This window comes from Kitasatospora arboriphila, from assembly GCF_039528095.1.
In the GTDB taxonomy this organism is placed as follows: domain Bacteria; phylum Actinomycetota; class Actinomycetes; order Streptomycetales; family Streptomycetaceae; genus Kitasatospora; species Kitasatospora arboriphila.
This window is the reverse complement of record NZ_BAAALD010000074.1, coordinates 1-26,032: the sequence shown is the minus strand read 5'-3', so window position 1 is coordinate 26,032 and position 26,032 is coordinate 1. Positions and strand designations below refer to the sequence as shown.

21 protein-coding genes are annotated in these 26,032 nt (G+C 74.9%); 6 read left to right on the top strand and 15 right to left on the bottom strand.

Annotation, left to right across the window (positions count from 1 at the left end):
• Positions 1–52: 52 nt before the first annotated feature.
• On the top strand, positions 53–1,642 hold the full coding sequence (locus ABD353_RS29150; protein WP_344626678.1) for a phospholipase D-like domain-containing protein: 1,590 nt from the start codon (positions 53–55) through the stop codon (positions 1,640–1,642).
• A gap of 92 nt (positions 1,643–1,734) precedes the next feature.
• Here the strand turns inward: ABD353_RS29150 and ABD353_RS29145 are convergent, their stop codons facing one another.
• Together ABD353_RS29145 and ABD353_RS29140 are read right to left on the bottom strand one after the other, a co-directional pair.
• The gene (locus ABD353_RS29145) at positions 1,735–3,222 is read right to left on the bottom strand and encodes a M1 family metallopeptidase (protein WP_344626677.1); all 1,488 of its coding nucleotides are present in this window, start codon (positions 3,220–3,222) and stop codon (positions 1,735–1,737) included.
• A 248-nt stretch (positions 3,223–3,470) separates the two neighbouring features.
• The gene (locus ABD353_RS29140) at positions 3,471–3,833 is read right to left on the bottom strand and encodes a tetratricopeptide repeat protein (RefSeq protein WP_344626676.1); all 363 of its coding nucleotides are present in this window, start codon (positions 3,831–3,833) and stop codon (positions 3,471–3,473) included.
• Positions 3,834–4,011: 178 nt separating this feature from the next.
• Between ABD353_RS29140 and ABD353_RS29135 the strand changes: the two genes are divergently transcribed.
• On the top strand, positions 4,012–4,275 hold the full coding sequence (locus ABD353_RS29135) for a DUF1876 domain-containing protein (protein WP_263102292.1): 264 nt from the start codon (positions 4,012–4,014) through the stop codon (positions 4,273–4,275).
• A gap of 307 nt (positions 4,276–4,582) precedes the next feature.
• Positions 4,583–7,192 (top strand): SpoIIE family protein phosphatase, encoded by a 2,610-nt coding sequence (locus ABD353_RS29130; protein ID WP_344626675.1) that lies wholly within the window; start codon positions 4,583–4,585, stop codon positions 7,190–7,192.
• Between the two features lie 21 nt (positions 7,193–7,213).
• On the opposite strand, the gene ABD353_RS29125 is transcribed toward ABD353_RS29130, so the two are convergent.
• Both ABD353_RS29125 and ABD353_RS29120 read right to left on the bottom strand, forming a co-directional pair.
• On the bottom strand, positions 7,214–7,651 hold the full coding sequence (locus ABD353_RS29125) for an SRPBCC family protein (protein WP_344626674.1): 438 nt from the start codon (positions 7,649–7,651) through the stop codon (positions 7,214–7,216).
• Between the two features lie 140 nt (positions 7,652–7,791).
• Complete coding sequence (locus ABD353_RS29120; RefSeq protein ID WP_344626673.1) at positions 7,792–9,066, bottom strand: multidrug effflux MFS transporter; 1,275 nt, start codon at positions 9,064–9,066, stop codon at positions 7,792–7,794.
• 177 nt (positions 9,067–9,243) lie between these two features.
• Between ABD353_RS29120 and ABD353_RS29115 the strand changes: the two genes are divergently transcribed.
• Positions 9,244–9,753: a MarR family winged helix-turn-helix transcriptional regulator gene (locus tag ABD353_RS29115; RefSeq protein WP_344626672.1), complete on the top strand. Its 510-nt coding sequence runs from the start codon at positions 9,244–9,246 to the stop codon at positions 9,751–9,753.
• 747 nt (positions 9,754–10,500) lie between these two features.
• Here the strand turns inward: ABD353_RS29115 and ABD353_RS29110 are convergent.
• From ABD353_RS29110 to ABD353_RS29060, 11 genes are all read right to left on the bottom strand, one after another.
• Positions 10,501–11,907, bottom strand: a complete 1,407-nt coding sequence (locus ABD353_RS29110; RefSeq protein ID WP_344626671.1) for an ABC transporter substrate-binding protein — start codon at positions 11,905–11,907, stop codon at positions 10,501–10,503.
• 281 nt (positions 11,908–12,188) lie between these two features.
• Positions 12,189–14,153, bottom strand: a complete 1,965-nt coding sequence (locus ABD353_RS29105) for an acetyl/propionyl/methylcrotonyl-CoA carboxylase subunit alpha (protein WP_344626670.1) — start codon at positions 14,151–14,153, stop codon at positions 12,189–12,191.
• A gap of 5 nt (positions 14,154–14,158) precedes the next feature.
• Positions 14,159–15,763 carry a carboxyl transferase domain-containing protein gene (locus ABD353_RS29100; protein ID WP_344626669.1) on the bottom strand — a complete coding sequence of 535 codons (1,605 nt, stop codon included), beginning with the start codon at positions 15,761–15,763 and terminating at the stop codon, positions 14,159–14,161.
• A 53-nt stretch (positions 15,764–15,816) separates the two neighbouring features.
• On the bottom strand, positions 15,817–17,058 hold the full coding sequence (locus ABD353_RS29095) for an MFS transporter (RefSeq protein WP_344626668.1): 1,242 nt from the start codon (positions 17,056–17,058) through the stop codon (positions 15,817–15,819).
• Complete coding sequence (locus tag ABD353_RS29090; protein WP_344626667.1) at positions 17,051–18,262, bottom strand: aminotransferase class I/II-fold pyridoxal phosphate-dependent enzyme; 1,212 nt, start codon at positions 18,260–18,262, stop codon at positions 17,051–17,053. The genes ABD353_RS29095 and ABD353_RS29090 overlap by 8 nt, the downstream gene beginning before the upstream one ends.
• An 85-nt stretch (positions 18,263–18,347) precedes the next feature.
• A complete protein-coding gene (locus ABD353_RS29085; RefSeq protein WP_344626686.1) occupies positions 18,348–19,223 on the bottom strand; it encodes a 3-hydroxybutyryl-CoA dehydrogenase in 876 nt (291 codons plus the stop codon).
• 252 nt (positions 19,224–19,475) lie between these two features.
• Positions 19,476–20,258, bottom strand: coding sequence for a helix-turn-helix transcriptional regulator (locus ABD353_RS29080; protein ID WP_344626666.1), 783 nt, complete (start codon positions 20,256–20,258; stop codon positions 19,476–19,478).
• A gap of 199 nt (positions 20,259–20,457) precedes the next feature.
• On the bottom strand, positions 20,458–21,618 hold the full coding sequence (locus tag ABD353_RS29075; protein WP_344626665.1) for a GNAT family N-acetyltransferase: 1,161 nt from the start codon (positions 21,616–21,618) through the stop codon (positions 20,458–20,460).
• A 62-nt stretch (positions 21,619–21,680) separates the two neighbouring features.
• Positions 21,681–22,649 carry a polysaccharide deacetylase family protein gene (locus ABD353_RS29070; protein WP_344626664.1) on the bottom strand — a complete coding sequence of 323 codons (969 nt, stop codon included), beginning with the start codon at positions 22,647–22,649 and terminating at the stop codon, positions 21,681–21,683.
• A 422-nt stretch (positions 22,650–23,071) separates the two neighbouring features.
• Complete coding sequence (locus tag ABD353_RS29065) at positions 23,072–23,491, bottom strand: gamma-glutamylcyclotransferase family protein (RefSeq protein ID WP_344626663.1); 420 nt, start codon at positions 23,489–23,491, stop codon at positions 23,072–23,074.
• Positions 23,492–23,549: 58 nt separating this feature from the next.
• Entirely contained in the window at positions 23,550–24,191 is a 642-nt protein-coding gene (locus tag ABD353_RS29060) for an alpha-ketoglutarate-dependent dioxygenase AlkB (RefSeq protein ID WP_344626662.1), read from the bottom strand.
• Between the two features lie 112 nt (positions 24,192–24,303).
• On the opposite strand from ABD353_RS29060, the gene ABD353_RS29055 reads away from it, so the two are divergent.
• Positions 24,304–25,251, top strand: coding sequence for a pseudouridine-5'-phosphate glycosidase (locus ABD353_RS29055; RefSeq protein WP_344626661.1), 948 nt, complete (start codon positions 24,304–24,306; stop codon positions 25,249–25,251).
• Positions 25,248–26,032, top strand: a 785-nt coding sequence (locus tag ABD353_RS29050; RefSeq protein ID WP_344626660.1) for a carbohydrate kinase family protein, incomplete at its 3' end; no start/stop codon positions are given. The genes ABD353_RS29055 and ABD353_RS29050, both read left to right, overlap by 4 nt.

The window sequence follows — 26,032 nt, the reverse complement described above, 5'->3', positions numbered from 1 at the left end:
CGTCAAGTTACCATCAGGTAGATTGTTGGTGATCTGCCAAAGGACCCTCTCCGTGCCCGACCGCCGACCGCGCCGCACCGGCCGCGTCACCCGCCCCCTGCTCGTCCTCGCCGCCGTCCTCGGCGTGCTGCCCGCCGCCGCCCCGGCCTACGCCGCCGGGCCCGCCACCCCGCACCTCGACGCCGTCGAGCAGACCCTCCGCGAGGTCTCCCCGGGCCTGAAGGGCCCGGTCTGGCAGCGCACCGACGGCAACCGCTTCGACGGCGTGCTGCAGACCCCCGGCTGCTGGGGCGACCCGGCCTGCCGCACCCGCACCGGCAGCGACCGGTTGCTCGCCCGCACCACCGCGGCGGTCGCCGCCGCGACCCGCACCGTGGACGTCTCCTCGCTCGCGCCCTTCCCGAACGGCGGCTTCGAGGACGCCCTGGTGGCCGGCCTGAAGCAGGCCACCGCCGACGGCCGGCACCTCACCGTGCGCATCCTGGTCGGCGCGGCCCCCGTCTACCACCTCAACGTGCGGCCCGCCGCCTACCGCGACGAGCTGGTCGCCCGGCTCGGCCCGGCCGCGGCGAACGTCACCCTCACCGTCGCCTCCGCCACCACCTCCCGCACCGGCCTGTCCTGGAACCACTCCAAGATCCTGGTCGTGGACGGCGCCACCGCGATCGTCGGCGGCATCAACGGCTGGAAGGACGACTACCTCGACACCGCCCACCCGGTCACCGACGCCGACGTCGAGCTGACCGGGCCCGCGGCCGGCTCCGCCGCCCGCTACCTGGACACCCTGTGGTCCTGGACCTGCGACAACACCGGCGGCCTGAGCCAGAACGTCTGGTTCGCGGCCTCCTCCGGTGCCGGCTGCGTGCGCACCCTGGAGACGCCCGCCGCCCCGCAGGCGGGCGGTGTCCCGGTGATCGCCGTCGGCGGCCTCGGCGTCGGCGAGCGCACCGCCGACCCGGCGTCCGGCTACCGTCCGCAGCTGCCCGGCTCCGCCGCCACCCGCTGCGGCGTCGGCCTGCCCGACCACACCAACGACGACCGGGACTACGAGACGGTCAACCCCGAGGAGAACGCGCTGCGCGCCCTGGTCGCCAGCGCCACCGACCACGTCGAGATCTCCCAGCAGGACCTCAACGCCACCTGCCCGCCGCTGCCCCGCTACGACCAGCGGCTCTACGACGTGCTGGCCGCCAAGCTGGCCGCCGGCGTCAAGGTGCGGATCGTGGTCAGCGACCCGGCCAACCGCGGCGCGGTCGGCAGCGGCGGCTACTCGCAGATCAAGTCGCTGGCCGAGATCAGCGACGTGCTGAAGGGCCGTCTGGTGAAGCTGACGGGCGGCCAGGCCGAGGGCCGGGCCGCGCTCTGCGGCAACCTGCAGCTCGCGTCCTTCCGCGCCGCGCCGACCGCCACCTGGGCCGACGGACACCCGTACGCGCTGCACCACAAGGTGGTCTCGGTGGACGGGCAGGCGTTCTACACCGGTTCGAAGAACCTCTACCCGGCCTGGCTGCAGGACTTCGGCTACATCGTCGAGGACCGCGCGGCCGCCGGCCGGCTGGACGCCGAGGTGCTGGCGCCGCAGTGGCAGTACTCGCAGAGCGCCGCGACCGTCGACTGGGCGCGCGGCATCTGCACCGCCTGACGGGCCACCGGGCCCCGAGGGCCCCTGACCCTCGGGGCCCCGACCCGGCTCCCGCCCCGCCCGTGGACGGCGGGGCGGGAGCCGAACCACCGTCAGTGCTCCTGTACGGCGTGGATCTTCGCCCAGGAGCGCGGCTCGGCCGGTCCCGCCGCCGGGCGGGCACCGGGGGCGGCCGGGGACGGCACCGCACCGCGGGCCGGCCTGGCCGGGGTGTAGAGCCAGGTCTGCAGCAGGTCGCCCAGCGGCCGGCCGGAGACCTGCTCGGCGAACCGCCGGAAGTCGGCGATCGTCGCACTGCCGTACCGGTACTCGGCCGGCCAGCCCTTGAGGATCCGGAAGAAGGCGTCGTCTCCGACCTCGGTGCGCAGCGCCTGCAGGGCGAGCGCGCCGCGGTCGTACACCGCGCCGTCGAACTGGTGGTCCGCGCCGGGGTCGCCGGGCTTCACCGACCAGAACGGGTCGTCGGCCGGATGCGAGGAGTACACCCAGTCGGCGAGCTCCTGCGCGGTGCCCTCGCCCTCGTGCTCGGACCAGAGCCACTGCGCGTAGGTCGCGAAGCCCTCGTTCAGCCAGATCTCGCTCCAGCGCCGCACCGAGACGGTGTCGCCGAACCACTGGTGGGCCAGCTCGTGCACCACCACCGAGGTGTTGGAGCCGCGCGAGAACTGCCGCGGGCTGTAGAACACCCGGGTCTGGTTCTCCAGCGCGTAGCCCGTCCTGACGTTGGGCACGTAGCCGCCGACCGAGCCGAAGGCGTACGGGCCGAACAGGCCGGAGAGCCAGTCGGCGAGTTCGCCGGTGCGCTCGACGCTGGCGCGGGCCGCGCCGTCGTTGTCGCCGAGGTCCCTGCTGTAGGCGTTGAGCACCGGGATGCCGCCGGGGCTGGTGGAGCGGGTGATGTCGAACCGGCCGACCGCCAGGGTGGCCAGGTAGGTGGCCTGCGGCTTGTTCTGCCGCCAGTTCCAGCGGGTCCAGCCGATCTTCGAGCTCTGCGAGACCAGGTCGCCGTTGGAGATCACCTGGGTGCCGTCCGGGACGAGCACCGACACGTCGAAGGTGGCCTTGTCCGACGGGTGGTCGTTGCTCGGGAACCACCACCAGGCGGCCTCCGGCTCGCCGGCCGCCACCCCGCCGTCCGGGGTGCGCAGCCAGGCGGTGAAGCCGTAGCGGGAGACGGCCGAGGGGGTGCCCGCGTAGCGGACGACGACGGTGGTGCGCTGCCCCTTGGCGAGCGGGGCGGCCGGGGTGATCTCCAGCTCCTGTTCGCCGGTCGCGGCGAACTTCGCCGGGCGGCCGTCCACCAGCACCTCGGAGACGTCCAGCGCGAAGTCGAGGTCGAAGCGGGAGAGGTCCTGGGTGGCGGTGGCCAGGATCGTGGTGGTGCCCTCCAGCCGGTCGGTGGCGGGCTGGTACTTCAGCCGGACGTCGTAGTGCGAGACGTCGTAGCCGCCGTTGCCGTAGGTGGGGTAGTAGGCGTCGCCGATGCCCGGGGAGCCGGCGGCCGTCGCGGCCGCCGACGCCGGGTCGGCGAACAGCAGGACGGCGGCGGCAGCCAGGGAGACGATCGTCCTCGTGCGCACAGGGGTCCTCCAGTGCGGTCGGGGTGCAGTCGGATGACGGAGGGTCGGTTCGACCCTCCGTCAGGCGCGCCTCAGTGTCACCTTGATGACGTGTGCATGCAAGGACGCCTTTCGGCCGACCGGCCGACATCCGCCGCACCCCGACCGCCCCGGACCCCTGTCCCGGACCGCCCCGGACCCCTGTCCCGGACGGCCCCGGACCGCCGGACCGCCGCCGAGGACCCCTCCGGTCCGTCACCCGGTGGGCGTCACCCGCCGGCCGGTGCCGGGTCCTGCCCGGCCGGACCCTCCAGCGCCGCCGCCAGCCGCAGCCAGCGGGCCGCCTCCGCCGCCCGGCCCTGGCGCTCCAGGGTCCGCCCCAGCATCAGGTGCGCGTACTGCTCGACCGGGTCGCGCGCCACCACCTCGCGCAGCTGCTCCTCGGCCCGCCCCAGCTGGGCGGAGTGGTAGTAGGCGCGGGCCAGCAGCAGCCGCGGGCCGACCTGCTCCGGGTGCTGCTCCACCACCGGCGCGAGCAGCTTCGCCGCCTCGGCGTACTCCTTCGTGTCGAAGTACAGTCCGGCCCAGCGCCACTGCTCGGCGGTCTCGCCCGCCAGGTACTCGTGGAACACCGTGCGACTCCTCTCGGTGCGTGTCCGTCCCCCGTCCGGTCCGCCTCGGGACCGATCGGTTGAACGTTCACCGACAGGGCGGCATTCCCGCGGCCCCGCGGAGGGCCGGGCCCCGGGTTGTCCCGCCCTCACCCGCGGGCGCACGCTGGAAGCGGGACCCGCCACGAGGAGGTGCGCGATGCACAACCAGTGGGACATCGAGCTGGTCTTCGAGGAGGACGGTGTCAACACCGCCTGCGACGCCCGGCTGCGCGGCTCGCACGCACCCGGCCTCAGCGGCCACGGCGAAGCGGTGAAGAGCCGCGACGACCGCCCGCTGGCCCGGATCGGCGAGGAGGTGGCCGCCTCCCGCGCACTCGACGAACTCTCCCGCAAACTGCGCTCGGTGGCCGACGGCGAGATCGCCGACGAGGGCCACCGGCCGAACTACCTCATCTACTGAGGGCATCCACCGACGGCATCCACCGACGGCGGACCCGCTCCGGCCGCCCCGCCCGGCCCCGTCACGCACCGTGACCGGACGGGCCGCCGCCGACGCACACCGGCCGCCCGCCGGGTGCGCCGACGCCGCGCCCGCACACCCGCACCCTGCGTGACCGGCCCGTCCGTCCAGCGATGTGACCGCGCTCACCTCTTGGCCGGGCGGGGTAACCCGGGGTACACATGGGCGTATGGTCCGATTCAGGGACCGATCCCGGGCCCCGTCGGTCCCCGACTCCACCGGTCGACGTCCGTGGTCGGCGTTGCGAATGCGCTCCGTCGCAGGCCAGGTGTTCGTCCTCCAGGTCGTCATCGTGCTGCTCCTGGTGGTCGCCGCAGGCGTCGAACTGGTGCTGCAGTCGCGCCGCGACATCACCCGCGAGGCGGCCAACCGCTCGCTCGCCGTCGCCCAGGCCTTCGCCAACTCGCCCGGCATCATCGAGGCGCTCAGCACGCCCGAACCCACCGTCGTCCTGCAGCCGCGGGCCGAAGCCGCGCGGGTCACCTCCGGCGTGGACTTCATCGTCGTGATGAACACCGAGGGCATCCGCTACACCCACCCCATGCCCGACCGGATCGGCAAGAAGTTCGTCGGCACCATCGCCCCCGCCCTCGCCGGGAACACCGTCATCGAGAGCGTCAACGGCACCATCGGCCCGCTCGTCCAGGCCACCGTCCCCGTCAAGGAGGCCGACGGCAGCGTCGTCGGCATCGTCTCGGCCGGCGTCCGCAAGGCCAAGATCGCCGACACCGCCGACCAGCAGCTGCCGCTGCTGCTCGCCACCGCCGCCGGCGCCCTCGCCCTCGCCACCGCCGGCACCGCCCTGGTCGGCCGCCGCCTGCGCCGGCAGACCCGCGGCCTCGGCCCCGCCGAGATGACGCGCATGTACGAGCACCACGACGCCGTGCTGCACGCCGTCCGCGAGGGCGTCCTCATCCTCGACGGCTCCGGGACGATCCTGCTCGCCAACGACGAGGCCCGCCGCCTGCTGCCGCTGCCCGCCGACACCGAGGGCCGCAAGGTCGCCGCCCTCGGCCTCGACCGCCCGCTCACCGACCTGCTGATCTCCGGCGAGACCGTCACCGACCGGGTGGTCAGCGCCGGCGAACGGCTGCTCGCCGTCAACGTCCGCGCCACCGACATCCACGGCGGACCGCCCGGCCGGGTCGTCACCCTCCGCGACTCCACCGAACTGCAGGCCCTCTCCGGCCGCGCCGAACTCGCCGGACGCCGCCTCAAACTGCTCTACGACGCCAGCGGCCGGATCGGCACCAGCCTCGACGTCGCCCGCACCGCACAGGAGCTCGCCGACTCCGCCGTCCCCGTCTTCGCCGACTTCGTCACCGTCGACCTCGCCGAACCCGTGCTGCGCGGCGACGAACCCGGCGGCACGCCCAGCGTGATGTTCCGCGCCGGCCACAGCGGAGTCCGCCCCGACTCCCCGTTCATCCCCGTCGGCGAGCCCGTCCCGCTCGTCCCCGACACCCCGCGGGCCCGCGCCATGGCCTCCGGCGACGCCGTCCTCGAACCCGACCTCACCGCCGCCTTCGCGGCCTGGCAGCAGTACCACCCCGACCGGGCCACCGGCGTGCAGGAGTACGGCGTGCACGCCCTGCTCACGGTGCCCCTGCAGGCCCGCGGCGTGGTGCTCGGCATGGCCAGCTTCTGGCGCTCCGACCGCCCCGAACCCTTCGACGAGGACGACCGCTCCGTCGCCGAGGAACTCGTCGCCCGGGCCGCCCTGTGCATCGACAACGCCCGCCGCTACACCCGCGAACACGCCATGGCCGTCACCCTGCAGCACAGCCTGCTGCCCGGCGGCCTGCCCGACCAGAGCGCCCTCGACCTCGCCTACCGCTACCTGCCCGCCCAGTCCGGCGTCGGCGGCGACTGGTTCGACGTCATCCCGCTCTCCGGCGCCCGGGTCGCCCTGGTCGTCGGCGACGTCGTCGGCCACGGCCTGCACGCCGCCGCCACCATGGGCCGGCTGCGCACCGCCGTCCACACCTTCTCCGCCCTCGACCTGCCCCCCGACGAACTCCTCGGCCACCTCGACGACCTCGTCAACCGCATCGACCAGGACGCCTCCCTGGACGGCGACGCCCCCATCACCGGCGCCACCTGCCTCTACGCCATCTACGACCCCGTCGCGCTGCGCTGCACCATGGCCCGCGCCGGCCACCTGCTGCCCGCCGTCGCCCACCCCGACGGCAGCGTCGAGTTCCCCGAACTCCCGGCCGGCGCCCCGCTCGGCCTGGTCGGCATGCCCTTCGAAGCCGTCGACATCGACCTGCCCGAGGGCAGCCACCTCGTCCTCTACACCGACGGCCTGGTCGAGGACCGCCACCGCGACATCGACGAGGGCCTGGAACTGCTGCGCGCCTCGCTCGCCGCCCGACCCGGCCTCACCCCCGAGAAGACCTGCGACTCCGTGCTGGAGGCCATGCTTCCGGCCAGCCCCACCGACGACATCGCCCTGCTCGTCGCCCGCACCCGCGCGCTGCCCGCCGAGAACGTCGACGCCTGGGAGGTCCCCGCCGACCCCAGCGCCGTCTCCGGCGTCCGCGGCGAGGTCAGCCGCCGCCTGGAGGAGTGGGGCCTGGACGACCTCGCCTTCACCACCGAACTCATCCTCAGCGAGCTCGTCACCAACGCCATCCGCTACGGCGGCGGGCCGATCCGCGTCCGGCTGCTCCGCGACCGCACCCTGATCTGCGAGGTCTCCGACAGCAGCAGCACCTCCCCGCACCTCAAGTACGCCGCCAGCACCGACGAGGGCGGCCGCGGCCTCTTCCTGGTCGCCCAGTTCGCGGAGCGCTGGGGCACCCGCTACACCGACACCGGCAAGGTCATCTGGGCCGAGCAACTGCTGCCCTGAGCACGGGCCCGGCCCGGCCGATCACCGCGTGCGGTGTTCCACCAGGTCGCGCAACTGCTCCAGGTCCGTCCGGACGGTCCGCTCGATCGCGCTCGCCAGCGCGAAACCGTGCGGCGCACCGCCGAACAGCTCCTCCACCGCCGCCGGCTCGTACTCGATCCGCACCTGCACCTGGGTGCGGTGCTCGTCCAGCGGGCGCAGCGCGAACGTGCCGCGCAGGTGCGGCTCGTCCACCGTCTCCCAGGTCATCACCCGGTTGTGGCCGCGGTCGGTGAAGAACGCGTCGAACTCCCGGTGGCCGCCGTCCACCGCCACGTCCAGACGGGCGCGGTGGCTGCCACGGGCGGAGGCGTGCAGGACGCCCTCGACGAAGCGGGGGTAGTCGGCGATCCGGTGCAGCTGGTCCCAGGCGGCGTCGGCCGGGGCACCGATCTCGATCTGCTCCTCAAGGGTGCTCATCGCTCTCCTCGCCTTCTCGGCTCCCGCATCCAGCCTGCCCCCGCCCCCGGCGGCCCCGCAAAAGACGCGGCCGGTACCGGACGCGGAAACCTGTGCGGATTCCGTGCCCGCCGCCGCCCCGGCCCGGCCCGGCCCGGGTGTCAGAGCGACGCCGCCGCCGACCGCGGCAGCCAGAGCGCGTGCACCAGCACCGCGGCCGCCGCGAAACCGGCGATCACCACCGCCATCGGCAGGGCCGACCCCGAACCGCCCAGACCCACCAGCGGCGCGGCCAGCCCGCCCAGCGCGAACTGCAGCAGCCCCAGCAGGGCCGAGGCCGTGCCCGCGTCGTCCCGCCCGGACAGCGCCAGCGCCGTCGAGTTCGGCATCACCAGCCCCACCGCCGCCACCACCAGCAGCAGCGAGCCGCACACCGCCCACAGCCCCAGCCCCGCGACGACCGCCAGCAGGAGCCCGGCCCCGCCCGACGCCGAGACCGCCAGACCCGCCCGCAGCATCACCTCCGGGGACCGGCTGCGCAGCAGCCGCGCGTTCAGCTGGCCCAGCAGCACCAGGCCCAGCGCATTGCCGCCGAACACCAGGCTGAACTGCTGGGCGTCCAGCCCGTACACCTGCTGCAGCACGAACGAGGAACCGGAGATGTACGCGAACATCGCGGCGAAGGCGCACCCGGCGCCCACCGCGTACCCCATGAACCGGCGGTCGGCCAGCAGCCCGCCGAAGCTGCGCACCGTCCGGGGCAGGCCGCTGCCGCTGCGCCGCTCGGCGGGCAGCGACTCGGGCAGCGCGAGCGCCGCGGCCGCGAGCAGTGCGGCGCCGACGGCGGCGAGCACCGCGAACACCGCCCGCCAGTCGGCGAAGCGCAGCAACTGACTGCCCACCACCGGGGCGAGGATCGGCGCCAGGCCGTTCACCAGCATCAGCAGCGAGAAGAAGCGGGCCGCCTCGACGCCGTCGTAGAGGTCGCGGACGACCGCCCGGCTGATCACGATGCCCGCGGCGCCGGCCAGGCCCTGCAGCAGCCGCGCGGCGGTCAGGACCTCGGCGTTCGGCGCCACCGCGCAGAGTGCGGATGCGGCGACGTAGCCGGCCAGGCCGACCAGCAGCGGGCCGCGCCGGCCCCGGCGGTCGCTGAGCGGCCCGGCCACCAGCTGGCCGAGGGCGAGGCCGAGCAGGCAGGCGGTCAGGGTGAGCTGCACGTCGGCGTCCCGTACGCCGAGGTCCCCGGCGAGGGCGGGGAGGGCCGGGAGGTACATGTCGAGCGAGAGCGGCCCGAAGGCGGAGAGCGCGCCGAGCACCACGATCAGCCGCAGGCGCCGGCCCGGTCCGGGCGCCGCGGACCCGGCGGGGGAGGCCGCGGACGCGGTGGCGGACGCGGTGGCCGGGCGGGCCGGCCGGGCGGAGGCGGGGGTCATCGGCGGTCTCTCCGTCTTCTCCGGCGGTCGGCCTTCTCCGGCGGTCGGCCCGGGCGGCGCGGGTGCGGGACCGGGTGTGCCGGACCAGGGTAGCCGGATAGCTGACTGCTCAGCAATTGACTGCTCAGTCGATTCGGCGGGGCGCGGCGCCGGAAACGATCAGTAGACTCACCGGCCATGGAGATCGCACCGGCGGCGGCCGGCCGGCCGTCCGGGGAGCACCGGACGGCGGCGGAGCTCGCGGCGGCGGCCGACCGCCCGGCCGTCCACGAGCTCGCCCTGCTGCTGCGCGCCGCGGCCCGCCTCGACCGGGCCGTGGACACCGCGATGCGGGCCGAGTGCGGGCTCAGCCACACCATGTTCGAGGTGCTGCTGATGCTCGCCCGCGCCCGCGGCGAAGGGGTCCCGCAGCGGGAGCTCGCCGAGGGCCTCACCCTGACCAGCGGCGGCACCACCCGGCTGGTCGACCGCATGGAGCAGGCCGGCCTCGTCCGGCGCACCCCCTCGCCCGCGGACCGCCGGATCACCCTGGTCGGGGCCACCCCCGAGGGCGCCGTGGCGTTCGGCCGCGCCTCGGAGGTGCACGCCCGGATCGTCGACCGGCTGCTGCTCGCCCCGGTCGCCCCCGACGACCGGCCGCACCTGCTCGCCGCCCTCCGCGCCGTCGTGGAGAACCCCGAGCGCTGAGACCGGGGCCGCCCGGACGTCCCGGACGCCCTGCGGCACCTCGGCGGGACGGTCGCGCGGCCGCCGGCCCCAGACCGCCGGGTCGGTCAGGCCGGCGAAGACGCCGCAGATCTCCCGGGCGGCCTCCCGCATCCCGGTGCTCTCGTGCGGCCGGGCGACCAGCTCGGTGAGGATCAGCAGGGCCGCCTGCAGGGCCGCCATCGGCACCTCGACGGTCCGCAGCCCGCTCAGCACGTCGCTGGCCTGTTCCGCCGCACTGGTCGTCCAGCTCTGGGTCTGCTGCGGCGCCCGGACGGCGGCGGGCCGCCGAGCGGCGGGGCCGCCGGCGGATCCGAACTCCTGGTGCGCGAGGGGGAGGGCGAGGGCCTGCGGCGGGACGGCGGCCGGAGGGGCATCGGGCGCGGACGGGTGGCACGTGTTCATACCGGTACCAACGACGCCGCCGCGGTACGGGTGCTGCCCGATCCCGGCGCGGGCAGGACGGCGGGCGGGCCCTGCCGCCGCGGGCGGGCCGGGCGGGCGGCGGGGGCCGAGCGAGCCGGCCCGCGGCCGGGAGGCGCCCCACATGCACCTGGCGGCCGCGGGCCGGGAACCTGCGCCGATCCGGCCGGGGGAGGGCCGGAACAGCCACGGGAGCCCGGTCCCGCGCCGCGGGGGGTGGCGCGGAACCGGGCTGTGTCCAGCATACGGGAGCGCTCCCACCGGCCGGGACGGGGGCCCCGGGCGTCCTGGACGTCCCGGGCCGGGTCAGCCGCCGGTCTTCTCGGTGATCTGCTTCACCACGGCGTTCCAGGCCTTCTTCGGGTCGGTGCCGTTGCGGGCGACGTCCACCAGGGCGACGTCGCTGATGGCGGCCTTGACCGCGCCGTCCATCCGCCCGATCGGGGCGGGCAGGACCGTGCGGGCCGCGTCGGCGTAGATCCGGCCGGTGGGGGCGTTGTTGAAGTACGGGTTGGTGGCGTCCTGGACGGCCTTCGACTCCAGCGCGGCGGTGGCCGAGGGCAGGTTGCCGGTCGCGGCGAACACCTTGGCCTGCTGCTCGGGGGCGGTCAGCCAGGCGGCCAGTGCGGCGGCCTCCTTCTGGTGCTTGCCGGCCTTCGGCACGGTGAGGAAGGCGCCGCCCCAGTTGCCGGCGGCCGGCGCGGGCGCGATGTCCCACAGGCCCTCGCCGCGGTCGCCCGCGTACTTGCTGATCACGCCGGTCATCCAGGACGGGCAGACGATCGTCGCGAAGCCGGAGAGGTACAGCGCCTCGTTCCACTCCGGACCGAACTGCTTGAGGCCGCTGGTGAGTCCGGAACGGGCGGCGGACACCGAGAGGTCCCAGGCCTTCTTCACCCCGGGGCTGTCCTCGTAGACCAGCTCGCCGCGGGCGTTCGAGAACTGCTCGGGCTGGCTCGACAGCACGGCGTTGAACAGGCCGCCGGCCGAGTCGGTGAACGTGGTCCTCGCCGGTGCGTGCGCCTTGTAGCGGCGGCCGACGTCCACGAACTTCGACCAGTCGCCCGCCCACAGCCGGCCCACCGCCTCGCGGTCGGACGGGAGGCCGGCCTTCTGGAAGAGGTCCTTGCGGTAGCAGACGGCCATCGGCCCGGTGTCGGTGCCGAGCCCGACCAGCGCGCCGGAGGCGGTGGTCGCCTGGGCCGACTTCCACGGCAGCCAGGACGAGGCGTGGACCCCGGGGGCCGCCTGCAGGTCGGTGAGCTTGTCGGCGAGCGGGCCGGTGGCCTCGGAGATGTAGCCGACCTCCACGGCCTGGATGTCGGCCAGCGGCTTGCCGCCCTGGCCGGTCAGCCCCGCGGTGAGGTCCGCCCAGTACTCCTCGCTGTCCTGGGTCGCGGCCTCGGTGATGACGACCTCCGGGTGCTTGGCCATGTAGTCCGCGTACAGCCCGGCCTCGCGGTAGCCGAAGGAGCCGAAGGTGCCCACCTTGAGGGTGATGGTCTCGCCGAACGGGGACTCGGACTGCGGTGCGGCGACCGGGCCGCTGCTGCACGCGGTCAGGGCGAGCGCCGCACAGCCCAGCGCTGCGGCCGCCCTGAGCAGTCGTCGGCGGCGGCGGGGCTCGGCGGCGCCCCCCGGGGAGGGGGCCGTCCGGCGTCCGGATCCGGCCACGGCGGGGGAGCCGGTCGTGCGGCGTCTGGTACCTGGCATGTGGTGCCTCGTTCACTGACGGATCGGGTGGGAGGCGCCCCACGGGCCGACGGAACACCTGGTGGGAGCGCTCCCAGGACCTTGCTGGCACCGTCCCGTGCCTGTCAAGGGTTCGGCGGGGTCGGCTTGCGGCAGAACACGGCCGTTCCGTATGCCGGATTGGCATGGACACTTTGCGATGGGGGCCGGACGCGGGCGGGCGGCTGACGGACCGTCGGCGGCGGGCCGTGTCGGTACGGCCCGCCGCCCGCGGTTCCGGGCGGTCCGCGCCCGGCCGCCGGTCAGTCCTGCGCGTCCTCGGCCAGCACCACCAGCGTCCGGTCGGCCGCCACCAGGCCGTTCAGGGTGCACCTGACCTCGGCCACCACGCCGGAGAAGGGCGCGAGGATGCGGTTCTCCATCTTCATCGCCTCCACGACGACCAGGACGGCTCCTTCCTCGACCCGGTCCCCGACCGCGCACGGCAGGCCGACGACCACCCCCGGCATGGTCGACCTCACCTCGTTGCCGACGGCGTCCGCGTCGCCCCGGGCGAAGGTCGGGACGTCGAGGGCGGTGCGGTACCCGTCGACGGTGATCTCGAAGCCGGTGGGCGTCCGGACGCCCGACCACGCGCGGTCGCCGAGCGTGCCCCGGTACAGCCCGTCCCGGTGAGCGACGGTCAGCTCGAAGGACCGCCCGTCCACCGTGCCGCGGACCCGTCCGGGCCCGACCTCGGTGAGCCTGGCCTCCCACTCCCGCCCGGCGTCGCGGGTCACCACCCGGCCGAGCGGCGCGACCGGGTCCAGCGCGCCCCGGTCGAGCGCGCCGGCGGTGCCGTGCCACGGCGAGGCCGGACCGCCGGGCAGGGCCGGCACCTCCATGGCCGCGCCGCACGCGGCGGCCCGCCAGGCGCGCTCCACCCGGCCGGCCTCCGCGACGAACCCGTCGACCAGGTGGGTGTCGAGGCGTCCGGCGACCACCCGCCGGTCGCGCAGCAGGTCGCCGAGGAAGCCCAGATTGGTCGTCAGGCCGACGACGGCGGTGGCCCGCAGCGCGTCCGTGAGGGTGCGCAGCGCCGCCACCCGGTCGGGTCCGTGCGCCACCAGCTTGGCGATCATCGGATCGTAGAAGGCGGAGACCTCGCCGGCCCGGTCGAAGGCGGCCTCGACGCGGACGCCGGCCGGCCACTCGACGCGCTCCGCCCGGCCGGGCGCGGGCCGGAAGGCCTCGTCCGGGTCCTCGGCGTAGACGCGGCACTCGATCGCGTGGCCGGTGGCGGTGATCTCGTGCTGGGCGAGCGGCAGGCGCTCCCCGGCGGCGACCCGCAGCTGCCACTCCACCAGGTCGACGCCGGTGATCTCCTCGGTGACGGGGTGTTCGACCTGGAGCCGGGTGTTGGCCTCCAGGAAGTAGAACCGGTCGTCGGCGTCGAGGATGAACTCGAACGTCCCGGCGTTCACGTAGCCGAGCGCCCCGGCGCCGCGCACCGCCGCGTCCAGCATCGCCGCGCGGACCCCGGCCGGCAGGCCCGCCGCCGGCGCCTCCTCGACGATCTTCTGGTGGCGGCGCTGCAGCGAGCACTCCCGCTCGAAGAGGTGCACCACCGAACCGTGGGTGTCCCCGAAGACCTGCACCTCGATGTGGCGCGGACGCGGGACGTAGCGCTCGGCGAGCAGCCGGCCGTCGCCGAAGCTGCTGCGGCCGAGCCGGACGGCCGCGGCCACCGCCTCGGCCAGCCGGTCGGGGTGGTCGACCACCTGCATGCCCTTGCCCCCGCCGCCGGCGACCGGCTTGAGGATCACCGGGTAGCCGATCCGCCCGGCGTCGGCGGCCAGCTGCTCCGGCGACTCGGTGGCGTGTTCGGAGCCCGGCAGCACGGGCACCCCGGCGGCGGCCATCAGCTCGCGGGCGGTGGCCTTGTCGCCCATGGCGGCGATCATCCGGGCGTCCGGACCGATCAGGACCAGGCCCGCCCCGGCGACGGCCGCCGCGAACGCCGGGCTCTCGGAGAGGAACCCGTAGCCGGGGTGCACGGAGTCGCAGCCGGTGCGCAGCGCCGCGTCGACCAGCGCCTCGATCCGCAGGTAGCTGTCGGCGGCGGGGCCGGGGCCGAGCCGGACGGTGTCGACCGCGCCCTCCAGGTGGGCGGCCGAGCGGTCGGCGTCGGAGTGGACGGCGACGTACTCCACGTCGAGGCGGCGGCAGGTCCGGGCGATCCGGCGGGCGATCTCGCCGCGGTTGGCGATCAGAACTCGTTTCAGCATCGTCATCACATCCTGAACACGCCGAAGCGCGTCTCCTGCTGGGGACCGTCGGCGGCCATCGCCAGGCACAGCGTCAGCCACTCGCGGGTGTCGGTCGGGTCCACCACGGCGTCCACCCACATCCGGGCGGCGTAGTACAGCGGGTGCGACTGGCGTTCGTAGGTGTCGATGATCGGCCGCTTGATGGACTCCTCCTCCTCGGCGGAGAGGGTCCGGCCCTCCTTGGCGAGCTGGTCGCCGCGGATCAGCGCCATCACGGTCGCGGTCTGCTCCCCGCCCACCGCCGTCGACTTGGCGCTCGGCCACATCGCCATCATCCGCGGGCCCATCGAGCGGCCGCACATGGCGAAGTTGCCGGCGCCGAAGCTGCCGCCGATCACCAGGCTGAACTTCGGCACCCTCGCGCAGGAGACCGCGTTGACCAGCTTGGCGCCGTGCTTGGCGATGCCGGCCGCCTCGTACTCGGCGCCCACCATGAAGCCGTTGATGTTGTGCAGGAACAGCAGCGGGAGGTCCCGCTGGACGCACAACTCGATGAAGTTGGCGGCCTTCTGGGCGCTCTCGGGGAACAGCACGCCGTCGTTGACGACCACACCGACGGGGTAGCCGCCGACGTGTCCGGTGCCGCAGACGATCGTCGGCCCGTAGCGGCTGCGGTACTCGGTGAACTCGCTGCCGTCGAGCAGCCGGGCCAGCACCTCGCGGGCCGGGATGTGCTCGCGCAGGCCGGCGCTGATGATGCCGGGCAGTTCGGCCGGGTCGTGGAGCGGCGGGCGCGGCTCGCGCGGCGGCCCCGACACGGCCCTGCGGCTGTTGCGGACGGCGATCTCCCGGACGAGTTCCAGCGCGTGCTCGTCGTTCTCGGCGATGTGGTCCGCGACCCCGGTCACCCGGGTGTGCAGGTCGGCGCCGCCGAGCGTCTCCGCGTCGACGACCTCGCCGGTCGCCGCGCGCACCAGCTGCGGCCCGCCGAGGAAGATCGTGCCGTTGCCCCGGACGATCACCGCCTCGTCGCACATGGCCGGGATGTAGGCCCCGCCCGCCGTGCACGACCCCATCACCGCGGCGATCTGCGGCAGTCCGAGGGCGGACATCTCGGCGATGTTCCGGAACATCCGGCCCAGGTGGTACTCGTCGGGGAAGAGGTCCTCCTGGAGCGGCAGGTAGATGCCGCCGGAGTCGACCAGGTAGATGCAGGGCAGGCCGTTCTGCCGGGCCACCTTCTGGGCCCGCAGGTGCTTCTGCACGGTCAGCGGGAAGTACGTCCCGCCCTTGACGGTCGCGTCGTTGGCGAAGACCATCGTCGGCCGGCCGCCGACCGTGCCGACCCCGGTGACCAGGGCGGCGGACGGGACGGGTTCGTCGTACACGTCGTGCGCGACCAGCTGCCCGACCTCCAGGAACGGGGTCCCCGGGTCCAGCAGGCGCATCACGCGCTCGCGGGCGGTCAGCTTGCCGCGTTCGGCGTGCCGGCGGTGGGCCTTCGCGTCGCCGCCGGCCAGCGCGGCCGCCCGGGCCTGCGCGATGATGCGGCGCTTGTCGTCGAAGGCCGCGGCGTTGCGGCGGAACGTCTCCGACGTGGTGTCGATGTGGGAACGGAGTGTCGTCATGGGACCTTGCTGATCGCTGTGGAGTACGGGGGCTTGCGGTGGAGCGGGCGGGGTCAGGCACCCGGGTGCGCGGGGCGCGGGCCGCGCCGGCCGACCAGCAGCAGGGCCGCGGCGCTGAGGCCGGTCGCGACGGCCGACCAGGCGAGGTCCGCGTGCAGCAGGACGGCGGCGGTGGCGGCGACCCCGGCGATGGACTGCGCGAGGAAGCCGCACAGGGCCACCGCGTAGGCACCGTGCTCGGTCACGGCGCTCACCGCGACCGCCATGCTGCTCGGGAACAGCGCCGCCTGGCCGAAGGTGGTGGCGCAGTAGAGCGCCACGAACACCACCAGCGCCGCCGTCGTCCCGAGACCCGGCACCAGCCAGAGCGCGACCGTCAGCAGCCCGGAGCCGGTCATCACCAGGGCGCCCAGGCGCATCAGCCAGGACGATCCCACCGTGGCGACCAGCCGGTTCACCAGCAGCGCCCCGGCCAGGTACGCCAGGCCGAACAGCAGCCCCAGGTCGCCGTACTCGCCGGCGGTCAGGCCGAAGTGCTGCTGGGTCACGAAGGGCGCCACCTCCTGGAGCAGGACGATGGTGGCGAACCCGAGACCGCCCGCGACGGTCGGCAGCAGGAACTGCCGGACACCCAGGATGCCCAGGTAGATCCGGACCATGCCGGCCTGCTCCTGCCGGCCGCGGCCCGGCTCCAGCGGGAGCGTGAGCACACCGACCGCACCCGCCGCACCGACGGCGGCCAGGACGGCGAAACCGGCCCGCCAGTCCGCGTACCGGCCGATCAGGCCGCCCAGGAACTGGCCGCCGCCGAGCGCCGAGACGAACGCGACGGACAGCACCGACAGCCGGCGGGCGAGCGCGTCGCCGCCGCCGAGGTCCCGGACGAAGATCCGGGCGATGATGGCGGCGCCACCCGCACCGACGCCCTGCACGGCGCGCAGCACCAGCAGCACGGTGACCGAGCCGGTGGCCGCGAGCAGCGCACTGGAGCCGGTGAAGAGGGCCAGCGAGGCGAGCACCGCCGCCCGCCGGCCGTACCGGTCGGCGGCCCGCCCCCAGAACACCACGGGGGCGGCCGCGCCGACCACGAACAGCGACACGGACAGCGCGGCGAGGCTGCGCGAGACGCCCAGGTCCCGCTCGACGGCCGGCAGCGACGGCAGGTAGACGGTGGTGGCCATCTGGGCCATGAACACCAGCACGCACGCCACCAGCAGGGTGCGCCGCTCCGGCCGGGGCGCCGCCGCCGCGGGCGGCTGAGCCCGGACGGCCGCCCGCGGCGACCCGTCAGACATGGCTCGCCCGCAGCTGCCGGAGCCGGTGGCAGAAGTCCTCGATCTCCGCCGTGCCCATGTTGGCGCGCAGCATCAGCCGCAGGCCGGCCTTGCCGCGGGCGATCACCGGGAAGAAGATCGGCGAGGCGTAGTAGCCCTGCTCCAGGAGGGCCCGGCCGAGGGCCACGGTGGCGTCCTCGGAGCCGATGTCGACGAACCGGATGGGCAGCCCGTCACCGGCCCGCGCCGTCGGCAGCAGGCTGTCGAACAGGTCGACGTTCTGCTGCAACCGCTTCTGCAGCAGGCCGAGTTCGTCGGAGCGGTGCAGCTCGGCCGAGGCCATCACGGCGCCCAGACCGGCCGTGTTGATCCGCTGCGACCACATCAGCGGCCCGCCGTTGCGCAGCGCGACGTCGCGGCGCTCCCGCGAGCCCCGGGGGCCCAGGAAGATCGCGCCGCCGGAGGCGCCGAAGCCCTTGTTCAGCGAGGTGATGATCAGCGTCCGGTCGTTGATCGCGCCCATCGTCTCCAGCACGACGCCGCGGCCGTTGGCCCCGACCGTGGAGATGCCGTGGGCCTCGTCGAAGAACAGGAACAGGCCGTACTTCTCCTGCAGCCGCAGCAGGTCCGCGACCGGCGCCCTGCCGCCCGTGCTGTAGACGCCGTCGGCGACGTAGGCGACCTGGGGGTGCTTGCGGCAGAGGTCCTCCAGCGCGTCCAGGTCGTCGTGGGCGACGGTGACGACCTGCGTCTCGTCGGCGACGTTGGCCTTCATCGCGTTGAGGCAGAAGTGGGCGTTCTTGTCGAACACCATCAGCGGCGGCGTCCCGCCGGTGAGCAGCCCGGAGGCGAGCAGCGGCAGGGCGGCCCAGGCGGCGGCCGCGCAGGAGGCCACCGTGACGGCCTCCACGTCGAACAGCTCGGACAGCGCGTCCTCGGCGTCCCTGAGGGCGGCGAAGCGGATGCGCATCCGGGAGGTCGAGGTGTTGAGCGAGCCCTCGGCGAGTACCGCGTCGGCCGCGGCGCGGACGAGCTTCGGGTGGGTGTCGAGGCCCAGGTAGGAGTACGAGGACATGTTGACGAACTCGTGGCCGTCGGCGAGCGACCGGTGCCGGCCGTCGCCCAGACCGGCGGCGACGATGTCGAACATGCCGGCCTCGGTGGTGGTCTCCCAGAAGTCGTGGCTGATCCTCGCCGACTTCTTGATGTTCATGAACGCGTGCATGGCGGTGCTCCGTGGGGAGGTGACAGGGGGGAAGGGGCGGCCGGGGCAGGCCCGGTACGAGGCCCGGCGGCCTCCGGCGGCGGGCTCAGGCGTACTCGTAGAAGCCCCGGCCCGCCTTGCGCCCGAGCAGGCCGGACTCGACCATGCGCGACAGCAGCGGGGACGGGGCGTACAACGGCTCGCGGAACTCGCGGTAGAGGGCGTCGGCGGCGGCCGCGACCACGTCGAGGCCGACCATGTCGCACAGGCGGAGCGGACCCATCGGGTGGCCGCAGCCCAGCTGCATGCCCTGGTCGACGTCCTCGGCGGAGGCGAATCCGGACTCGACCATCCGGACGGCCGCGACCAGGTACGGCACGAGCAGGGCGTTCACCACGAACCCGCTGCGGTCGCCGGACGGGATCGACACCTTGCCCAACCGGTCGGTCAGGAAGGCCTCGACCCGCCGCCGGACCGCGTCGTCGGTGAGCAGCGTGGGCACCACCTCGACCAGCGGCATCGCCGCGACGGGGTTGAAGAAGTGGACACCGATGACGCGCTGCGGGCGGGTGGTGGCCCGGGCCAGCCGGGTGATGGTGATCGCCGAGGTGGTGGAGGCGAGCACGGCGTCGTCCTCCACCACCTTGTCGAGGGTGGCGAACAGCTCGGCCTTGAGCGCCTCGTCCTCCGGAACCGCCTCGACCACCAGCTGCCGGTCGGCGAGGTCGCCGAGGTCCGTGGTGAAGGAGATCCGGGACATCGCCGCGTCCCGCTCCTCGGCGGTCAGCTTCTCCTTGGCGACCCGCCGGTCCAGCGCGGCGGCGATCCGCGCCGGTGCGGAGCGCAGCGAGGACTCGCGGGAGACCGCCACCCTGACGTCCACCCCGGCGACGGCGCACACCTCGGCGATGCCGGAGCCCATCGCGCCCGAGCCGACCACGCCGACCCGCTCGACGCGGTGGACGCCGTCGTCCTGCCCAATGCCCTCCGCCGTCGAATTCTTCCGCCTGGCCGAGCTGAATGCGTGCACCACGTTCTCCGGGTTCTTCGAATGGAACTCGCCGGGTCGGATCGTGTCCGACCCGGCGATCGAAAAGACTTCCAACGCGTTGCTCGCACTGTCAACCGGCAATTATTTGCCGATTCGCCGATCCGGACAAAAGCACACAGGGCGGCGAACCGGAAAATATTTGCCGGTCGCCGCCCGTTGAATCCTGCCCGGATCTCCCTGTATTCAGTTGACGACGACGAAACGCAGGCCCTGGTGCCCCGCCGGAATCAGGACCTGGGTCACCGCATCGATCACATCGGGGGACACGTGCGGCAGCCGCAGCCGGAAGAGGTGGCCGTCCCGGTTGGCGACCACGCACGTCCGCTCCTGCCAGAACCGGCGGCACGTCGGGTCCCGCAGGACGTCCGTGAGCAGGGCGGCCAGCCCGGGGTCGTCCGGGTGCTGCGCCATCGCGAAGCGGACCATGGCCAGGTACATCCGGGCGTGCTGCGGCCAGTCGAGCATCTGCTCGCGCGCTTCGTCGGACGTCAGCCCCCAGCGGATCAGGTTGGCGTCCGGGGCGAGGACCCAGGGGAACCACTCGGCCATCGCCCGGTTGTGGCCGATGACGTTCCACGAGCTGTCGGTCAGGTAGGCCGGCCTGGGCATCTGACGGTCCAGCAGCTCCTGCAGGGCGTGCAGGTCGGGAGCCCGGCCCGGGACGGGCGGGGCGACGTACGGGGTGCCGCCGAGGGCGTACAGGTAGAGCGTGGCGCGCTCGTCGGCGTCCAGGACGAGCACGTCCGCCAGGCCGGCCAGCACCCGGGGGTCCAGGCGCGGCAGGGTGCCGCGCTCCAGGTCCCGGTACCAGCGCTCGCTCATGCCGACCCGCCCCGCCACGTCGACCTGCGGCAGGGGTTTGCCGAGCCCGAGTCTGGTGCCGGCCCTGCTGCGCCAGCTGCGCAGCAGCACGTTCAGTCCGGGCAGGGCCTCGGCACGGCGGGCGGCGGATTCCTCGGGCGGCATCTGGGTATTTCTCCGGTCTCGGTCCGATGTTCCGGCGCACCGGCCCTTCGCCCGCGCCCGCAGCTGTGGCTTGCGCCACATTCGGACGGTTGAATTCGAGAACGCCGGAGACCCGGCCGACTCCCGGCCCCGGGAGCGGCCGTCGTGGATCCCGAAAATCCCCCCGGGACGGATGTGCACGTCACGCCTTTCCCGGATTCTACCCCGGTCGATCCGGGCTCCCGGCTGCCCGCGAACGCGGCACCGATTCCGCGTTTCCCGCCGGCCCCGCGGGCCGCCCGCCGCGGTCCTTGAGGCGGTGCTTGAGGGCGAGCAGGGCGCCGGTGGGCCCGTGCGGCAGCAGCAGGGTGGTGTCCTGGCGGTCCACCGCGCCGAACCGGTACTTGTAGGGCTCGGTGCCGCGCAGGAAGTCGAAGGTGTGCAGGCCCTGCTCGGCGCAGGCGCGGACGGCCTCGGAGATCAGCACGGTGCCCAGCCGCAGCGGCGCCCAGCCCACGTCCCAGCCGATCTGGTAGTAGGCGAAGGAGCCGTTCCAGCGGAAGCCGTACAGCGCGCCGACGGTGCGGCCGTCGTGCTCGGCGAGGCAGAAGGCGGGGCCGTCGCCGCCGGGCGCGGTGGTGGCGGCCGAGCGTTCCAGCAGCCGCAGGTGGAGCGGGCGGCGCCGAGCGTCGAAGGTGGTCGGACGGCCGAGGGCGGCGCGGCGCAGCCGGTGCAGGTCGAGGACGGCGTCCAGGTGCTCGGGCCGGGCCTCCTGCGGCGGCACCCAGCGGAAGGCGACCCCGGCGGCCTCCAGCTTGCGCCGGTAGCGGCGTACGGTGGAACGGAACTGCCGTGAACCGAGCGCGTCGTGGCCGCCCGTCAGGTCGGCGCGCGGGCAGGCCGAGCGGGCCACCGGGCGGGCCGCGGCGGGCAGCGCGGCGGCGGCCTGCGGGTCGAGGTCGGGCAGCCAGAGGGTGGTGCGCCGGGCGTGCGTGGCGAGCCAGTCGCGGACGTCCTCCCGGCGGTGTGCGGCCACCGCCGGCCCGCAGTGGTCGGCCGCGCCCGGGCCGGAGCCGAGCAGGGTGAGGCAGCGGGCGGTGAACGGCAGCCGCGGGTGGAGGCGGAGCCGGGTGCGCAGCAGCGGGAGGACGGCCTCGACGCCGCCCTCGGGGCCGCGCCAGACGGCGACCTCGGCCCGGTCCGCCGCCGGGCCGTCCGCCCCGAGCGTCTCCCACCAGGAGAGCACCCACTCGGGCGTGGCGAACCACGATCCGTGCGGGTCGGCGGCGACCAGGCGCCGCCAGCCGTCGGCGGGTTCGCCGTCGAGGTCCGCCGGCGCGCGGTGGATCTCGGGCCGGCCGGCCGGTGTCGCTGCGGTCATGCGGATCTCCCCCTCCGGCCCGGTGCCCCCGGGCCTGGTACTCCTCCGGTGCGCCGCCGCCGTCAGCGGCCGCCGCGCAGGCGGTGCACCGCCGGGTGCAGGCCCGAGAGGATGGTGTCGAACCGGTGCAGGGTCGTGCAGGCGTTCACCCGGAGCCGGCTGATCCGCAGCGGCCGGCGGGGCAGCCGGCGGTCGTGCCGGTGGTCGAAGAGGAAGCCCGACCGGTAGCCGAGGGCGGTCAGGGCGCGCTCGGCGTGCGGGTCGAGGTTGCCGTTGGGGTAGGCGAAGGAGGTCGGCGGTTCGCCGAGCCAGTCGGTGAGCAGGGCGTGCGCCCGGTCGACCTGCGCGGCGGAGTCCTCGGCGGAGCAGCGGTCCAGACAAGGGTGGTCGAGGGTGTGGTTGCCGATCGCCACCCCGGCGCGGCGCAGGGTGCGCAGGTCGGCGGGGGTGAGCTGGGGCTGCCGGGGCGCGGGTGCGGAGGCGGTGCCCCGCAGGGCGTCCAGCCGGTCGCGGCGTTCACGGTCGGGCAACTGCTTCAGCAGGCGGACGGCGGCCTCGGGCGCGGTGCCGGGCGGCAGGGCGTCCGCGGTGCCGCCGTGCGCGACCAGGTGGGCCGCCTCGGACCACCAGAACGGCCGGTCGCCGCCGATGTGCCCGGCGATCACGTACGCGGCCGCGGGGATGCCGTGCCGGGCGAGGACGGGCAGGCCGTGGGTGAGCAGCGAGCGGTCGCCGTCGTCGAAGGTGACCAGGACGCTGCGGGGCGGCAGCGGCCGCCGCTCGCGCAGCGACTCCTCGACGCGGGCGAGGGAGACGGGACGCGCGCTGCGGGCGAGCCGGGCCATCTGGGCGGCGAAGGCCGGCGGGTCGTCGATGCCGTGGTAGGCGAGGACGGCGAGGCGGCCGGCGGCGAAGGCGCGGAAGGCGGGCTGCAGCGGCGAGTGGCGCAGCACGGTGTCGATCCGGTTCCTGCGGATGTCCGCCGGGGCCGTCCTGTCGGCGCCGCCCCCGACGGCGTGTTCGTCCGGCACGCCGCCCCCCTTCGGCCGCCGCTCCGCACCGTTGCGGGCAGCCTGGCCCGCGGTCGTCCGGGCGCAGCTGATGCGGCGTCAACGGAATCGGACTTTACCACCCCTTGACCTTTCGGCCGGGGGATTCCTGGGAGTTCACTGGACGCCCTTGACCTGGGGTGAATACGGAGGAAACTGGTGAATACACCGGAATACCGGACAGAGCCGCACCGCCGACGGAGACGTCCGACGGCCGTCCGAGTGACCCTGATCCAGGCTCTGGCGAGACCCCCGGCGGGTCGATGAGCGACACGTGCAGGAGATGACGGTCCACGCACGCGAACGACGCACCGAACGCCGGGGATCGTCATGTCCGGGGGCGGGAGCGCGTTCGGGGGGTCGTTCAGGGGCGCGTGGGGCACCTACCGGCATCTGCTCGCGCTCTAGTCCCGGTATGCGTCGGTCCAGTCGCCGGAGGCGACGGGGGCGGGGGCGGAGAGCAGCGCGGCGGTGACCCGGGGGCCGGCGAGGTAGACCCAGGCGTCGGTCTCGGTGCCGTCGGCGAGCCGGACGGCGAGGCGCTCGCGCACGTACTCGCCGAGGCCGTCGGGCGTGCAGTCCTCCAGCCGGTCCAGGTCGGCGAGCACCCGTGGGTACAGCGCCGGCGGCACGCTCACCAGCTCGCCGCGGACCCGCTGCCCCGGGCAGGGCACCACGTACGGGTAGCCCGGGCCGCGGTGCAGGGCGGCGCCGTCGAGGACGGCGCCGCGCACCTCGGTGCAGCGCCCGGCCAGGTGGCGCTGGTGGTTGCGGTGGCCGGGACGGAGCGTCCCGTAGACGAAGAACGGCAGCTGGGGCGGCACACGGCCCTCCTGGGGAGTCGGGGGTCGCAGCACCGTACCCGTCGGGGTGGGCCCGGTGTCAGCGGACCCCGTGCGGCCGGTACTGGATGCTGATCCGCGGCCCGACCGGGCGGGTGGTCTTGGGAACGGCGTGCTCCCAGGTGCGCTGGCAGCTGCCGCCCATGACGAGCAGGTCGCCGTGGCCGAGCAGCCGCCGGACGGCCGGGCCGCCGCCGCGCGGGCGCAGCAGCAGCGGGCGCGGCTCGCCGACCGAGACGATGGCGATCATGGTGTCCTGGCGGTCGCCGCGGCCGAGCCGGTCGCCGTGCCAGGCGACGCTGTCCCGGCCGTCGCGGTAGTAGCACAGGCCGGCGGTGGCGAAGGGCTCGCCGAGCTCGTCGGCGTAGTGGGTGCCGAGCGCGGTGCGGGCGGCGGCCAGCGCCGGGTGCGGCAGGGCGTCCGGCCCGGCGGCGAAGTCGTCCTCGCCGTAGAAGGCGAGCAGTCGGGGGACGTCGACCACCCGCTCGTACATGGCCCGGCGTTCGGCCTGCCAGGGGACCTCGGCGGCGAGCCGTTCGAAAAGTGCGCCGGCGCCGCGCAGCCAGCCCGGCTGTTCGTCGATCCAGGCGCCGTCGCCCAGTGCGGTCCGGCGGGCGCCGTCCAACGGGCCGGTGCCGATCTCCTCGACGTCGTCGAACAGCGAACCCTGGAGGTGGAGCATGCGGCCAGCCTACGCCGCATGGGAACATCTGTGCGAATAATTAGGAGGTATGTCGACCGGTCCACCGCGCGAACGAGGTTTGAACCCGGCGTACCGACGCCAGGAAACGGGGATGGACCGACCCTCGCCCTCCGCCCCGCTGCGACTCTCCGACGAGGTGGCCACCGCCCTCGCCGCCGGCACCCCCGTGGTCGCCCTGGAGTCGACGATCATCGCCCACGGCCTGCCGCGCCCCCGCAACCTCGCGGTCGCCGTCGAACTCGAGGACCTCGTCCGGGCCGGCGGCGCCGTCCCCGCGACGATCGCCGTCCTCGACGGCGTCCCGCACATCGGCCTCGACAAGGACGCGCTGGAACGGATCGCCACCGACGGGTCGCTGCGCAAGCTGGGCTTCCGCGAGCTCGCCCCCGCCGTCGCCACCGGCGCCAGCGGCGCGACCACCGTCTCCGGCACGGCCTTCCTCGCAGCCCGGGCCGGCATCCGGGTGTTCGCCACCGGTGGCCTCGGCGGCGTCCACCGCGACTGGACCACCAGCCAGGACGAGTCCGCCGACCTCGGTCTGCTCGCCCGCACCCGGATCACCGTGGTCTGCGCCGGCGTGAAGTCGATCCTCGACGTACCGGCCACCCTGGAGCGGCTGGAGACCCTCGGCGTCGCCGTCCTCGGCTACCGCACCGCCGAGTTCCCCGGCTTCTACCTCACCGGCTCCGGCCTGCCGCTGGACTGGACGCTCGACGACCCGGCCCAGGTGGCCGAGGTGATGCGGGCCCAGGACGAGCTCGGCGGCGCGGAGTCCGCCCTGGTGGTCGCCAACCCCGTCCCGGCAGCCGAGCAGCTCGACCCGGAGCTGCACGACCGGGTGCTCGGCGAGGCCCTGGCCGCCGCCCGGGCCGCCGGGGTCACCGGACAGGCCATCACCCCGTTCCTGCTCGCCCACCTCACCGAGCACACCGGCGGCGCCTCGCTGGAGGCCAACCTCGCGGCGGTGCGCGGCAACGTCCGGCTGGCCGCCGGCATCGCCGCCGCCCGGGCCGCCGAGCAGGCGGGGCGGCGGGGATGACCGCGGGCGCGCTGCTCGTCGTCGGCGAGGTCGTCACCGACGTGGTCGCCCTGCACGAGGGCCCGCTCGCCCCGCACACCGACACCGCCGCCCGGATCGCCGTCCGGCCGGGCGGCGCCGGGGCGAACGCGGCCGCCTGGGCCGCCGCCGGCGGAGCGCGGGTGCGGCTGCTCGCCCGGGCCGCCGCCGACTCCGCCGACTGGCACCGGGCCGAACTCGCCGCCGCCGGCGTCACCGCCCACCTCGCCGTCGACCCGCAGGCGCCCACCGCCGTGGTGATCAGCCTGGTCGACGGGCGCGCCGAACGGACCCTCGTCACCGACGGCGCCGTCGCCGTCCGCCTCGGCCCCGAGGACTGGTCGGACGACCTCCTGGACGGCGCGGCCCGGCTGCACCTCTCCGGCTACCAACTGCTCTCCGGACCCGGCCGCGCCCTGGCCGCCCTCGCGGTGCCCGCCGCCCGCGCCGCCGGACTGCCGGTCAGCGCCGACCCGGCGTCCACCGGCTTCCTGCAGCGCAGCGGCCCGGCCGCCGTCCGCGAGGCCTTCGCCGGCATCGGCCTGCTGCTGCCCAACCGGGCCGAGGCCCACCTGCTGGCCGGCACCGGTGACCCGGTCACCGCCGCCGAACGGCTCAGCGCGCTGCACGGCGAGGCCGTGGTCAAGCTCGGCGCCCAGGGTGCGCTGGTGGTCGAGGGCGGCCGGGTGCTCGCCCGGGTGCCCGGGGTGCCCGGCGTCGCCGCGATCGACGCCACCGGCGCCGGCGACGCCGTCACCGGCAA

Coding starts and splice junctions, on each gene's coding strand:
- ABD353_RS29135 (WP_263102292.1), top strand. CDS start 4,012: ATGCACAACCAGTGGGACATCGAGCTGGTCTTCGAGGAGGACGGTGTC.
- ABD353_RS29130 (WP_344626675.1), top strand. CDS start 4,583: ATGCGCTCCGTCGCAGGCCAGGTGTTCGTCCTCCAGGTCGTCATCGTG.
- ABD353_RS29125 (WP_344626674.1), bottom strand. CDS start 7,651: ATGAGCACCCTTGAGGAGCAGATCGAGATCGGTGCCCCGGCCGACGCC.
- ABD353_RS29120 (WP_344626673.1), bottom strand. CDS start 9,066: ATGACCCCCGCCTCCGCCCGGCCGGCCCGCCCGGCCACCGCGTCCGCC.
- ABD353_RS29115 (WP_344626672.1), top strand. CDS start 9,244: ATGGAGATCGCACCGGCGGCGGCCGGCCGGCCGTCCGGGGAGCACCGG.
- ABD353_RS29110 (WP_344626671.1), bottom strand. CDS start 11,907: ATGCCAGGTACCAGACGCCGCACGACCGGCTCCCCCGCCGTGGCCGGA.
- ABD353_RS29105 (WP_344626670.1), bottom strand. CDS start 14,153: ATGCTGAAACGAGTTCTGATCGCCAACCGCGGCGAGATCGCCCGCCGG.
- ABD353_RS29100 (WP_344626669.1), bottom strand. CDS start 15,763: ATGACGACACTCCGTTCCCACATCGACACCACGTCGGAGACGTTCCGC.
- ABD353_RS29095 (WP_344626668.1), bottom strand. CDS start 17,058: ATGTCTGACGGGTCGCCGCGGGCGGCCGTCCGGGCTCAGCCGCCCGCG.
- ABD353_RS29090 (WP_344626667.1), bottom strand. CDS start 18,262: ATGCACGCGTTCATGAACATCAAGAAGTCGGCGAGGATCAGCCACGAC.
- ABD353_RS29080 (WP_344626666.1), bottom strand. CDS start 20,258: ATGCCGCCCGAGGAATCCGCCGCCCGCCGTGCCGAGGCCCTGCCCGGA.
- ABD353_RS29075 (WP_344626665.1), bottom strand. CDS start 21,618: ATGACCGCAGCGACACCGGCCGGCCGGCCCGAGATCCACCGCGCGCCG.
- ABD353_RS29060 (WP_344626662.1), bottom strand. CDS start 24,191: ATGCTCCACCTCCAGGGTTCGCTGTTCGACGACGTCGAGGAGATCGGC.
- ABD353_RS29055 (WP_344626661.1), top strand. CDS start 24,304: ATGGACCGACCCTCGCCCTCCGCCCCGCTGCGACTCTCCGACGAGGTG.